We start from the raw sequence: 12656 nt of genomic DNA, 5'->3' as shown, positions 1-12656 counted from the left end.
AACCAAATTACAGGTCAGCGAGCGGCGCGTCGACGCGCCGCGCGGCCACGCCACGACTTAACCGCAGCCAGTATAAGAGGAGGAGCGCCGATGTTTTCCCAAGGGCACGCTGGAGCCAACGCGTATGCGCGTGTCGGTATCGAGACATCCGTGATGGGCGCAAGTCCGCATCGTCTGATCGTGTTGCTGTACCAGGGCGCACGCCAGGCGATCGCGCAAAGCCGCATGCATTTGCAGCAGGGCAACGTGGCCGAGCGTGGCATGGCGATCAGCAAGGCGATCCGGATCATCGAAAGCGGGCTGCAGCAGTCGCTCAACCTCGAGGTGGGCGGCGAAATCGCCGAACGGCTCAACGCTTTGTACGACTATATGGCGCGTCGACTGTTGCAAGCCAATATCAATCAGAGCGAGGCGATGCTCGTGGAAGTGGACCGTCTGCTCGCGACGCTCGAAGAGGCATGGATCGGGATAGCCCCGGAGATCGCGCGGATGGCAGCACAGCCAGCCGCGGAAAGCCTGAGATGACATCGAACGCAGAATATTTTGCCCGCTACGAGGCGATCGCGGCGCTGTCCTGCCGCATGCTGATGGCGGCCCGTCGTGCACTGTGGAACGACCTGGTGCACTTGCAGGAAGAGTATCGGCAGCTGGTCGAAGCGCTGCGCGAAGCCGACGTGGGCGTCAAGCTCGACGAGGCCGAACGCCTGCGCAAGTACGCGCTGATCCGCCAGATCCTCGCCGACGACGCCGCGATCCGCGACCTCGCGAATCCGCGCATGGCGCATCTGTCGGCGCTGTTCGCCGGCCGGTCGACGCGCGTGCTGAAGGAGTTGTACGGGGCGCGCTGAGCGCGAGCGGGCGCGCGCGTGAGCGGGCGCCACGCCGCACGCGTCTGAAGGATCGGAGCAATCAGAGCATCGCGCGCGTTGCCGCCGATGCGACCAAGGAACCGGCATGAACGGAATCGATTCGGCCCTCGCTTCGGTGCTGTCGAGCCGGATCGACAGCCTGCTCAGCATCGCGCCGGGAACCGCGACCACCTCGCAGACCGGCGCGGCCGGCGTCGATACCGCGGTTCCCGCGGCGCCTGCGAACGTGACGCCCGCGCCCCAGCCGTCCGCGCAAACCGCGCTGTCGGCCGTCGCGCTGACGCTGAATGCGATTGCGCACTCAGGCGGCGAGGCCACACCGGCGGTGCTCGGCCGCGCGCCGATCTGGGCGGCCGCGCCGGCGCTCGACGTCGCCATCGAAAGCTTGCCGCTGACCGATGCGGCGGGCGCCGCGACAGTCAATTTCGCTGCCGGCGATTCCGCTGCTGCCAACACCAATACCAATACCAATCCCAACGCTGCCGCCAGCGCAACCGCGGCCGCCACCGCGAGCGTGGCGGCGACCGAAGTGCCGGTCGCGGCGCTCGCGGCCGCGCTGCAACAGACGGTCGCCGACAGCGGCCTGTTCTACGAGGCGCATCTCGCGGCGTGGCTGGTCGGCCAGCGTTCGCCGGCCCAACTGGCGAACGAGGCGCAGAACCAGCTCGTCGCAGATTCTCAATTGCCTCCCGACTGGAGCGCCGACGCTGGCGACGCGAGCGCGCGGTCCGCTGCGGCGAACGGAGCCCCCGAGGCAACGCCACGCGGCACGGCGAACGTTGCCGAGAACAACCCTGCCATGCACGCGATGCCGTCGATCCTGACCGCGCAGGCCGCGCGACTCGTCGCGGGCGAGCTGCTGGCCAGCTCGGTGTCCGACCTGAATGGCCAGTCCACACACGCGGGGCTGCACAGCGCGGTGTCCCAGGCGGCCGATGCCGGCTCGTCGCAGAGCGCGCAGGCGATGGCGGCGGCGGTGCATCCGGCGACGGTGCCGCTCGTGCGCCAGCAGCTCGATCTGCTGGCGACCGGACAGTTCCGCTGGACCGGCGAGGCGTGGCCCGGCGCGCGTCTGGACTGGACGATCGAGCAGGATGGGGACGAATGGGACCGCAGCGGCGGCGGCCTCGCGAGCGAGGACGGCCAGCCGTGGCGCACGCGCCTGACGCTGTCGCTGCCGACGCTCGGCACCGTCGATGCCGAACTGACGCTGACCGGCACGCGGCTGACCGCGCGCGTGCAGGCGAGCCCGCGGGGCGCCGCGCGGCTCGCGATGCAGGGGGACGGTTTCCGTCAGCGGCTCGCGGCGGCGGGGCTCGAGTTGCAGGGATTGACGATTCGCGAGATCGGCGGCGGTGTGCCTGGTACTACCGCGGCGGGCACCTCGGCGGCGGGTGCGCAGGCCGCGGGCGCGTATGCACGGTCGGCGTCGGCGGCTGTGGCCACGTCGACGGCGTCGGCGTCGGGCGCCGCATCGCGCGACGACCTCGATTGGGATATCTGATGAGCCGCACCCAACGTCGCAGCGCGGCCGCGCTTGTTTATGACGCTCATGGCGGCGAGCCCGCCCCGCGTCTGGTCGCCAAGGGGTATGGGCTGCTCGCTGAGATGATCGTGCAGCGCGCGAAGGAGGCAGGGCTCTATGTGCATGAGGCGCCCGAGATGGTGTCGCTGCTGATGCAAGTCGATCTGGATGCGCGGATTCCACCGCAGCTTTATCAGGCTGTCGCCGAGTTGCTGGCCTGGTTGCATCGGCTCGAGAGTGGGGCTGATGCTGAGACGGGCAATGGCGCTGGCGCGCCGGATGTGGTTGATGTTGTTGCTACTGATGTGCCTGGCGGCGCTAGTACTGCGGATCACTGAAGGGGTGTGTTTGCCCTTTGGCAGGGCGGGGCGGTTTTTTGTCGTTGTTCTTTGCGGTGTTGGCCTTTCCTTGTTGTCTTGTCGGTCTATTAGCGTTGCCCCTGTGCGGGGCGGCACCTACTTTCTTTGCTGCTGCAAAGAAAGTAGGCAAAGAAGACAGCTCAAACCGCCAACTCTTAAGCGGGTCCCTCGGTCTGCATGAGGTAGTGGTGCATCTGGAATCCGTGCCCTCGCACATTCGGCGCCAGTGACAAGGCAGTCATTCTTCCGGCGGCGCTACGCGCGCCGAAACCCCGTTCAAAAACCACTGGTGGTTTCGGCGCATCGCCGAGGCGCAGCCGACGGCCCCCGCTGCGCGGGCAAAACCATTGGTTTCCCAAGCAGACCCGTCCGCGACGCACGTAGTGCGGAGTGGGAGGGATGACGGCTTTGTCACGAACGGCGGAATGTGCGGGGGCACGGATTCCAGATGCACCACTACCCCCTCCAAGCCAGGGGACCCGCTTAAGAGTTGGCGGTTTTAGCTGTCTTCTTTGCCTACTTTCTTTGCAGCAGCAAAGAAAGTAGGTGCCGCCCCGCACAGGGGCAACGCTAATAGACCGATAAGACAACAAGGAAAGGCCAACACCGCAAAGAACAAAGACAAAAAAAGGCCTCACCCCGCCCAGGGGCTAAATCAGAATCTCATCATCAACTTCAACACCGCGTTCACGCGTCTCCCGTACGGTGGCGAAATCAACCCGCGCGCATTCAAGCGCGCCTGCACGAGCACGGGCTTCATCTTGGAAAAAGTAACGAACCCCTCGTACCCGTGGTACGCCCCCATCCCACTCGCCCCGACCCCGCCGAACGGCAAACTCTCACATGCCAGATGCATCAGCGTCTCGTTAACCGCCATGCCGCCGGCGATCGTTTCATGCGTGACACGCTCAACCGTCCGCGCATCGTCGGCATAGAGATAAAGCGCCAGCGGCCGCGGCCGCGCATTGATCCACGCGATCGCGTCGTCGAGCGTGTCGTACGGCACGAGCGGCAACAGCGGCCCAAAAATCTCCTCCTGCATCAGCGCGCATTCGTCCGGCGCGCCAGTCACGGCGATCAGCGGAAAGCGCCGGCTCCCGGCATCGGGCGTCGCGTTGGTCAGCGCATGCAATTGCGCGCCCGCAGCCCGCGCTTCGTCGGCGAGACGTTCGAGCCGCTCGAAGTGCCGCGAAGAAATGATCGACGTGTAATCCGGGTTCTGCGCGAAGTCCGGATACATCCTCGCCATCCGCACGCGCGCCCGTTCGATGAACGCCTGCTCCTTGCCGCGCGGCACCAGCACGTAGTCGGGCGCCACACAGGTCTGCCCCGCGTTCAGCGTCTTGCCGGCGATCAGATTGTCGACCGCGTTGTCGAAACGCGCATGCGCGCCGATCAGCGCCGGCGACTTGCCGCCGAGTTCGAGCGTGACCGGCGTCAGATGCTCGGCCGCCGCGCGCATTACTTCGTGACCGACCTTCGTCGAGCCGGTGAACAGCAGATGATCGAACGGCAGCGCGCTGAACGCGGCCGCGAGCGCCGCATCGCCGTTGACGACCGCGACGTGAGTGCGCGCGAACGTCTGACCGATCAGCAGCTCGAATAGCGCCGAGGTGCGCGGCGTCAGCTCGGACATCTTGATGATCGCGCGATTGCCGGCCGTCAGCGCGCTGATCAACGGCCCGACCGCGAGCAGCACCGGATAATTCCACGGCACGATGATGCCGACCACGCCGAGCGGCTGCGGCACCACCTTCGCGCGCGCCGGCAGCAGCCACTTGTTGGTGCGGCGGCGCTGCGCTTTCATCCAGCGCTTGCCGTGACGCAGCGCGGCGTCGATCTCTTCCTTCACGAGCAGGAATTCGGCGAGCAGCACTTCTTCCTTCGCGCGATTGCCGAAGTCCGCGTGCATCGCGTCGGCGAGCGCGTCGCGATTGTCGAGCATCAGCTTGCGCAGCGCACGCAGATGCGTCGCGCGCGTGTCCCACGACGGATAGGGCGCGCGCAGATACGCATGACGTTGATCGCGCAACAGTGCTTCGAGCGCGGCGACCTGCGGCACATCGTTCTTCATGTGAGTCCACTCCCAGATGGATGACCGTGCGCGTCGAGCGCGCTTATCTTGGTTTGAGGTTGAGTCGGAGTTGCGAGCGGTGCGCTCGGGGTTTGCGCGCCCGCCGCGTTTACGCGGGAAAGGCGCGCTCGACGATCGCCGCGTGATCGAACGTGGCCGGCAGCGTGCCGTACACGCGGCCGCTTTCGCCGCAGCCGTCGGCGAGACGCGTCGCGATGAACGCGTCGGCGACCCCGGCGGGCGCGTGCTGCGCGAGCAGCGTCGCCTGCGCGATCAGCACGATCTGCTGCGCGATACGTCGCGCCGACGCCTCGCGCTGTTCGGCCGGTCCGTTCAGCGTCGCGGCGAGGCGCGCGAGTGCCGCGCCCAACGCCGGATGCGCGCGCGCGACGTCCTGCCAGGCGGCGAACAGCGCTTGCGCGGCCTGCGGCTCGCGCTCCATCGCGCGCAGCACGTCGAGGCACATCACGTTGCCCGAGCCTTCCCAGATCGAGTTGACCGGCGCCTCGCGATAGAAGCGCGCCATCGGCCCGGTTTCGACGTAGCCGTTGCCGCCCCAGACTTCCATCGCCTCGCCGGTGAATTCGAGCGCGCGCTTGCAGACCCAGTACTTCGCGGCAGGCGTAACGATGCGCCGCCAGGCGCGTTCGGCCGATGAAGCCGACGACGCGTCGGCGGATTCCTCGAACGCGCGCGCGAGACGCATGAACAGCACCGTAGCCGCTTCGGATTCGAGCGCGAGATCGGCGAGCACGTTGCGCATCAGCGGCTGCTCGGCAAGGTGCCGGCCGAACGCGCTGCGATGCCGCGCATGATGGACCGCCTGCACGAGCGCGGCACGCATCAGCGCGGCGCTGCCGATCACGCAGTCGAGCCGCGTGTAGCTCGCCATTTCGATGATGGTCGGCACGCCGCGTCCTTCGTCGCCGATCATCACACCGTACGCGTCGAGAAATTCGACTTCGCTGCTTGCGTTGGAGCGATTGCCGAGCTTGTCCTTCAGACGCTGGATCTGCACCGCGTTCTTGCTGCCGTCCGGCGCGAAGCGCGGCACGAAAAAGCACGACAGTCCCTCGTGCGTGTCGGTGCGCGCGAGCACCAGATGGGCGTCGCACTGCGGCGCCGAGAAGAACCATTTATGACCGACGAGCCGGTAGGCGCCGCCGCGTCCGCCGGCACCGTTGAACGCATGGGCGCGCGTCCGGTTGCTGCGCACGTCGGAGCCGCCCTGTTTCTCGGTCATGCCCATGCCGATCATCGCCGAGCGCTTTTGCGTGAGCGGCACGTCGCGCGGATCGTGCTCGCGTGTGTACAACTGGTCGCGCAGCGTATCGAACAACGTGGATTCGCGCTGCAACACCGGAATGCTCGCGAATGTCATCGTCAGTGGGCACAGCGAGCCGGATTCGATCTGCGCATGCATGAAGTAGCCGGCGCAGCGCGCGGCCATCGCGCCGCTTCGCGGCTCGGCGAACGGCAGCGCGTGTAGCCCTTCGCGGCGCAGCAGCGCGAGCAGTTCATGCCACGCGGGATGGAACTCGAGCGCGTCGATGCGCTCGCCGCGCGGACTATGCGTGACCAGCTCCGGCGTATGGCGGTTGGCGAGCTCCGCGAGCGCGAGCGTGTCGGGCGTCGTCAGCGTCGCGCCGTGTCGCAGCAGCGCCTCGCGATGCCAGCTCGCGCCGTCGCGATCGACGGCCGCGCTCAAAGCGGCGTCGCTCGCGAACAGGTTGTAGTCCGCGAGCGGCGGTGCCTGATTCGTCACCTCGTGAGTCTGGCCGAAGCCGTGCCGTTCCATCTGCTGTCTCCGTGCTTTCGCTTATTGTGCGCCGCTTTGCCGACGGCATCCGCGATGCGCTTTGTCGCATCTGTTCGAGCGCCGCGCGTGATGCCGCATGCCGGAAGGAGGACGCGCGTCGCGCCATGTTTGGAAGCCGCGCGCGGGCCGTACGCGCCTTTCATCATAGGGGCGCGTTGCCGCCGGCGTTTAGAGGAATCGTTCTGTCAGGGAGCCGCCGCAGCCCCAATACGCTCCCTACAATGCGCAGAAAACACACGTAGACAAGTGTGCACGAGACAGGGTCCGCGAGCAACGCGGCCCATCAGGAGGAGCGCATGCAATACGACTACATCATCGTCGGTGCGGGCTCGGGCGGCTGCGCGCTCGCGAGCCGTCTCGCGGATAGCTGTCCCGACGCGACCATCGCGCTGATCGAGGCCGGTCCGCATACCGGGCGCAATCTGTTGGTGAACATGCCGGTCGGCGTCGCGGCCGTGGTGCCGAATAGACTGAAGACCAACTACGGCTACCTGACCACGCCGCAGCCGGGGCTCGCCGGTCGCCAGGGCTATCAGCCGCGCGGACGCGGTTTCGGCGGATCGAGCGCGATCAACGCGATGATTTACACGCGCGGCCATCCGCTCGATTACGACGAGTGGGCGCGGCTCGGCTGCGACGGCTGGTCGTGGGCCGAGGTGCTGCCGTATTTTCGCCGCGCCGAAGACAACGAGCGCGGCGCCGATGCGTGGCATGGCGAGGCCGGTCCGCTGACCGTGTCCGATCTGCGCTTCAGGAATCCGTTTTCCAGGCGCTTCGTGCAGGCCGCGCTCGAAGCGGGCTACAAAGCGAACGACGACTTCAACGGCGCGGACCAGGAAGGCATCGGCTTCTATCAGGTCACGCAACGTGACGGGCGCCGTTGCAGCGTCGCGCGCGCGTACATCTACGACCGGCCGCGCGCGAATCTGCACACGATGGCCGACGCGACCGTGCTGCGCGTCGTGTTCGACCGCAAGCGCGCGAGCGGCGTCGAAATCGTGCGCGCCGGCCGCACCGAAACGCTCGCGGCGCGCGCCGAGGTCGTGCTCGCCGCTGGCGCGTTCAACTCGCCGCAACTGTTGATGTGCTCGGGCATCGGGCCGGCCGCGCATCTGCGCTCGCTCGGCATCGACGTGCTTCACGATGCGCCCGAGGTCGGCCAGAACCTGATCGATCACATCGATTTCACGATCAACAAGCGCGTGAGGTCGATCGAGCCCACCGGTTTCTCGGTGCGCGGCATCGCGCGGATGCTGCCGCAATTCGTGACCTTCATGTGCCACGGGCGCGGCATGCTGTCGAGCAACGTCGCCGAGGCGGGCGGTTTTCTGAAGAGCCGGCCGACGCTCGCGCGGCCCGATCTGCAACTGCATTTCTGCGCGGCGATCGTCGACGATCACAACCGCCATATGCACTGGGGCCACGGCTATTCGCTGCATGTATGCGTGCTGCGTCCGCATAGCCGCGGCACCGTGACGCTCGCAAGCGCCGATGCGCGTGTCGCGCCGCTGATCGATCCGCGCTTTCTGAGCGATGCGCGCGATCTCGATCTGCTCGTCGAGGGCGCGAAGATGGCGCGGCGCATTCTCGGCGCGCCGTCGCTCGCGCTGCACGGCGGCGAGGAGTTGTACACGCGGCCAGGGCAATCGGATGCGGAACTGCGGCAGACGATCGCCGAGCGCGCGGACACGATCTATCACCCGGTCGCGACCTGCCGGATGGGCGGCGACGCGCGCTCGGTCGTCGATCCGCAATTGCGCGTGCGCGGCGTGACGGGGTTGAGGATCGTCGATGCGTCGGTCATGCCGACCCTGATCGGCGGCAACACCAATTCGCCGACGGTGATGATCGGCGAACGGGCGGCGGAGTTGATCGCGACGAGCCGGCGAGACGGAGCGGGGAGGTCGGAGACGGTGACGCCCCCGAACCCAGGTGACACGCCCGCGCAGGCGGTTTGATCGCCGTTTGCAAGGAGGTCGGCAAACGCGAGCGGCGTAACGCGGCCGGCGGCCGCCCGTCACTCACCTGAGGGTGGCAGAGCTCCTTGCGGCGCTGTGATTCCGTTAGAGCCGATCCCCGGTCCGAGTATGAAATCGTCGCTGGCGTGTGTCGGCAGCGTTTCGCGCGCGACGTCGAGCCACGCGCGCGCCGCGTGCGACAGATAGCCGTTGCGGCGCCAGCCGATCGCCATCTCCCAAGGGATCTCCGGTTCGACGACCGGGCGGCAGGTGAACTGCGCGGGATCGAGCCGCCGGCAATAGGGCGCGGGCAGCAGCGCGATGCCGACGCCAGCCAGCACCAGCGCCGCCATGAAGTCCCAATGCGCGCTGCGTCCGACGATCGCGGGCGCAAATCCCGCCGCGCGACATGCGTTCAACACGACGTCGTTCAGCGCGAGGCTTTCGCCGTAAAACACGAACGGCTCATCGGCGAGTTGGGCGAGCGGCACCTCGTTCAACGCATCCCAGCGCGAGCCGGCGCGCGCGACGAGCCACAACAGCTCGCGCGACATCGGCAGCACGTCGATGTTGTCGGGGTCGACCGGCTGCAGCACACCGCCCAGTTCCAGTTCACCGTTGATCAGCGCGGCTTCGATCGCGCGCGAGCCCTGCTCGAACAGCTTCAGCTCGATCTTCGGATAGCGCTGGCGGAACGCGGCGATTGCGGGGGTGAAGAGCGCACCGCCCATCGGCGGAATGCCGATTGCCAGTTCACCGCGCCCGAGCGTGTCGAGATCGTTCAGCTCGGCCTGCAGTTGTGCGTGCGCGGCGAGCACGTCCTGGCCGCGCTGATAGACGATCCGGCCCACGTCGGTGAGAACCATCTGGCGGCCGTCGCGCAGCAGCAGCGGCGAGCCGATTTCGTCTTCCAGCGACTTGACCATCTTGCTGATGGTCGGCTGCGTGACGAACATCTGCTCAGCGGCGACGGTGAAGCTTTGCCGACGGACTACTTCGACGAAATAGCGCAGCGCGCGGAGTTCCATGAGCGTGGTCTCCAGAATTCCAGTTTGGAATGGTTTCGATGATTGTAAGTCATTTTGTTTATGGCGCGGCGGGCCCCATACTAAGTGCCTTCCACGCCAGCCAGGGAATGTCATGTCCGCGCCAGTTTTCGCCCGTTCCGTGCGTCCCGCCCGTGGCGGCTCAAGTGGGGTCGCGGGTGGTTTCGGCCGTGTCGCACGCATCGCCGTGCAAAGCGCCGCGATCGCGGCGCTCTGGATCGGCGCCGATTTCATCGTGCGGCGGCTGCATCTGCCGGTGCCGGGCGGCGTGGTCGGCCTCGTCGTGCTGCTCGCGCTGCTGTTCTGTGGCGGTATTGCGCCGCGCTGGGTCAAGGCCGGCGCGGACTGGCTGCTGTCCGACATGCTGCTGTTCTTCATTCCGGCGGCGGTCGCCGCCGTGCAATACGGCGGCCTGTTCCGCGCGGACGGCTGGCGCCTCGCGCTGGTGGTGATCGCCGGCACCCTGATGGTGATGGTCGCGGTGGCGTTCGCTGTCGATCAGGCCGCGCGCGTCGAACGGCGTTTCGCGCTGCGCCGCGTGCGGGTTGCGCGTAAGGCAGGCAGTCTGTCGCACGAGCGCCGATGAACCCGCTCCCGTTCGCTTCGCTGTTGGCCGACGACGCCTCGCGCCTGATCGCGGCCGGCTGCCTCGTGCTGACGATCGCGCTGTACTTCGCGTCGAAGGCGCTGTATGCGCGCGTGCGCTCGCCGTGGCTCACGCCGATGCTGACGGTGCCGGCCGCGCTCGTCGCGATCGTCGTACTCGCGCACATTCCGTATTCGCTTTACTTCGAGGACACGCGCTGGCTGATGTGGCTGCTCGGCCCCGCGACGGTCGCGTTCGCCGTGCCGATCTACGAGTACCGCGCACTGTTGAAGCGCCACTGGATCTCGCTGTCCGTCGGCGTGACGGTGGGCATTCTGGTCGGCGTCGGCGGCTCGCTGATGCTCGCGAAGCTGCTGCACCTGTCGCCGGACTTGCAGCGCAGCCTGATGACGCGTTCGGTGTCGACGCCATTCGCGCTCGCCGTGTCCGACAGGATTCACGCGCCGAAGGACCTGACCGCGCTGTTCGTGATCGCGACCGGCGTCTGCGGCATGCTGTTCGGCGAAATCGTGCTCGCGATCGTGCCGCTGCGCACGCGGCTCGCGCGCGGCGCGCTGTTCGGCGCGGCCGCGCACGGCGTCGGCACCGCGAAGGCACGCGAGCTCGGCAGCGAGGAGGGCGTGGTGTCCAGCCTGACGATGATGATCGCCGGCGTCGCCATGGTGCTGCTCGCGCCGATGCTGGGGCTGCTGCCGATCTGAACCAGCGCGCTGCCGCACCATCCGGCACGCGCCGAAGTCATCTCGATTTGCTACAATCGCCGTTCGTCTTCGAGGAGCGTTGCGACGGGTACCGCGAATCCGCATTCGCCGGCCGCCCGCCAGGCTCGAAGGCTTCAATTGGCAGCATGGAATGCGCATCGCGCGAATCCGAACGCTGCCTCAAACCGCGCTCACGTCACATTTCTAGTCAATTTCTTAGAAAGGAGGGCGTGATGAACGCCGCAGTCATCGATTCCCAGAAGCTGGATTACGTTGTCGCCGACATGTCGCTCGCCGCTTGGGGCCGCAAGGAACTCACGATCGCCGAGACCGAAATGCCCGGCCTCATGCAGACCCGTGATGAGTACAAGGCGCAGCAGCCGCTGAAGGGCGCGCGCGTCGCCGGCTCGCTGCACATGACGATCCAGACCGGCGTGCTGATCGAGACGCTGACCGCGCTCGGCGCGGACGTACGCTGGGCCTCGTGCAACATCTTCTCGACTCAGGACCATGCCGCCGCCGCGATCGCGCAGGCCGGCACGCCGGTGTTCGCGTTCAAGGGCGAATCGCTCGATGAATACTGGGAGTTCTCGCACCGCATTTTCGAATGGCCGAACGGCGAGTTCGCCAACATGATCCTCGACGACGGCGGCGACGCGACGCTGCTGCTGATCCTTGGCTCGAAGGCCGAGAAAGACCGCTCGGTGATCGCCAGGCCGACCAACGAAGAAGAAGTCGCGCTGTACAAGTCGATCGCCGCGCACCTCGAGATCGACCCGACGTGGTACTCGAAGCGTCTCGCGGCAATCAAGGGCGTCACCGAAGAAACCACCACCGGCGTGCACCGTCTGTACCAGATGGAGAAGGAAGGCCGCCTGCCGTTCCCGGCCATCAACGTCAACGACTCGGTCACGAAGTCGAAGTTCGACAACCTGTATGGCTGCCGCGAGTCGCTCGTCGACGGCATCAAGCGCGCGACCGACGTGATGATCGCGGGCAAGATCGCGGTCGTGGCCGGTTACGGCGACGTGGGCAAGGGCTGCGCGCAATCGCTGCGCGGTCTGGGCGCGACCGTGTGGGTCACCGAAATCGATCCGATCTGCGCGCTGCAAGCGGCGATGGAAGGCTACCGCGTCGTGACGATGGAATACGCGGCCGACAAGGCCGACATCTTCGTGACCGCGACCGGCAACTACCACGTGATCAACCACGATCACATGAAGGCGATGCGTCATAACGCGATCGTCTGCAACATCGGCCACTTCGACTCGGAAATCGACGTCGCGTCGACCCGTCAGTACCAGTGGGAAAACATCAAACCGCAAGTCGACCACATCATTTTCCCGGACGGCAAGCGCGTGATCCTGCTGGCCGAAGGCCGCCTCGTGAACCTCGGCTGCGCGACGGGCCACCCGTCGTTCGTGATGTCGAACTCGTTCACGAACCAGACGCTCGCGCAGATCGAACTGTTCACGCAGGGCGCGAAGTACGAAAACAAGGTGTACGTGCTGCCGAAGCATCTCGACGAGAAGGTCGCGCGTCTGCATCTGGCGCGCATCGGCGCGAACCTGACCGTGCTGTCCGACGCGCAGGCCGGCTACATCGGCGTCGACAAGAACGGTCCGTTCAAGCCGAACCACTACCGCTATTAAGCACGCGGCCGTCCGCGGCTCGATGCGCGCGTTCGCGCGCCCGGCC

General features: G+C 66.8%; 11 protein-coding genes and 1 riboswitch. Of the genes, 8 read left to right on the top strand and 3 right to left on the bottom strand.

Annotated features, from left to right (window positions below; translation table 11 throughout):
- Window positions 1-90 precede the first annotated feature (90 nt).
- The 4 genes from fliS (at window position 91) to HDG34_RS31520 (ending at window position 2732) form a co-directional block, all read left to right on the top strand.
- A complete protein-coding gene (fliS, locus tag HDG34_RS31535) occupies window positions 91-525 on the top strand; it encodes a flagellar export chaperone FliS (protein ID WP_090802543.1) in 435 nt (144 codons plus the stop codon).
- Entirely contained in the window at window positions 522-848 is a 327-nt protein-coding gene (locus HDG34_RS31530) for a flagellar protein FliT (protein WP_090802544.1), read from the top strand. Before fliS ends, HDG34_RS31530 begins: the two co-directional genes overlap by 4 nt.
- 106 nt (window positions 849-954) lie before the next feature.
- On the top strand, window positions 955-2373 hold the full coding sequence (locus HDG34_RS31525; protein ID WP_184065873.1) for a flagellar hook-length control protein FliK: 1419 nt from the start codon (window positions 955-957) through the stop codon (window positions 2371-2373).
- A complete protein-coding gene (locus HDG34_RS31520) occupies window positions 2373-2732 on the top strand; it encodes an EscU/YscU/HrcU family type III secretion system export apparatus switch protein (protein ID WP_184065870.1) in 360 nt (119 codons plus the stop codon). Before HDG34_RS31525 ends, HDG34_RS31520 begins: the two co-directional genes overlap by 1 nt.
- Before the next feature lie 676 nt (window positions 2733-3408).
- On the opposite strand, the gene HDG34_RS31515 is transcribed toward HDG34_RS31520, so the two are convergent.
- Together HDG34_RS31515 and HDG34_RS31510 are read right to left on the bottom strand one after the other, a co-directional pair.
- The gene (locus HDG34_RS31515) at window positions 3409-4827 is read right to left on the bottom strand and encodes a coniferyl aldehyde dehydrogenase (protein ID WP_184065867.1); all 1419 of its coding nucleotides are present in this window, start codon (window positions 4825-4827) and stop codon (window positions 3409-3411) included.
- A gap of 109 nt (window positions 4828-4936) precedes the next feature.
- A complete protein-coding gene (locus HDG34_RS31510; protein WP_184065864.1) occupies window positions 4937-6625 on the bottom strand; it encodes an isovaleryl-CoA dehydrogenase in 1689 nt (562 codons plus the stop codon).
- A 317-nt stretch (window positions 6626-6942) separates the two neighbouring features.
- On the opposite strand from HDG34_RS31510, the gene HDG34_RS31505 reads away from it, so the two are divergent.
- Window positions 6943-8604, top strand: a complete 1662-nt coding sequence (locus HDG34_RS31505; protein WP_184065861.1) for a GMC family oxidoreductase — start codon at window positions 6943-6945, stop codon at window positions 8602-8604.
- Between the two features lie 59 nt (window positions 8605-8663).
- On the opposite strand, the gene HDG34_RS31500 is transcribed toward HDG34_RS31505, so the two are convergent.
- Window positions 8664-9632 carry a LysR family transcriptional regulator gene (locus HDG34_RS31500; RefSeq protein ID WP_184065858.1) on the bottom strand — a complete coding sequence of 323 codons (969 nt, stop codon included), beginning with the start codon at window positions 9630-9632 and terminating at the stop codon, window positions 8664-8666.
- Between the two features lie 112 nt (window positions 9633-9744).
- Here HDG34_RS31500 and HDG34_RS31495 point away from each other — a divergent pair, with 112 nt between their 5' ends.
- The 3 genes from HDG34_RS31495 to ahcY all read left to right on the top strand — a co-directional run bounded on the left by HDG34_RS31495 (window position 9745) and on the right by ahcY (window position 12610).
- Window positions 9745-10236 (top strand): CidA/LrgA family protein, encoded by a 492-nt coding sequence (locus tag HDG34_RS31495; protein WP_184065855.1) that lies wholly within the window; start codon window positions 9745-9747, stop codon window positions 10234-10236.
- Window positions 10233-10958, top strand: coding sequence for an LrgB family protein (locus HDG34_RS31490; RefSeq protein WP_184065852.1), 726 nt, complete (start codon window positions 10233-10235; stop codon window positions 10956-10958). Before HDG34_RS31495 ends, HDG34_RS31490 begins: the two co-directional genes overlap by 4 nt.
- 65 nt (window positions 10959-11023) lie before the next feature.
- A riboswitch (S-adenosyl-L-homocysteine riboswitch) is annotated at window positions 11024-11158 on the top strand.
- Window positions 11159-11191: 33 nt separating this feature from the next.
- The gene (gene ahcY, locus HDG34_RS31485; protein ID WP_184065849.1) at window positions 11192-12610 is read left to right on the top strand and encodes an adenosylhomocysteinase; all 1419 of its coding nucleotides are present in this window, start codon (window positions 11192-11194) and stop codon (window positions 12608-12610) included.
- Window positions 12611-12656: the final 46 nt, after the last annotated feature.

This window comes from Paraburkholderia sp. HC6.4b (genome assembly GCF_014200875.1).
GTDB classification, from domain to species: domain Bacteria; phylum Pseudomonadota; class Gammaproteobacteria; order Burkholderiales; family Burkholderiaceae; genus Paraburkholderia; species Paraburkholderia tuberum.
This window is presented reverse-complemented; position numbering and strand designations above follow the sequence as displayed.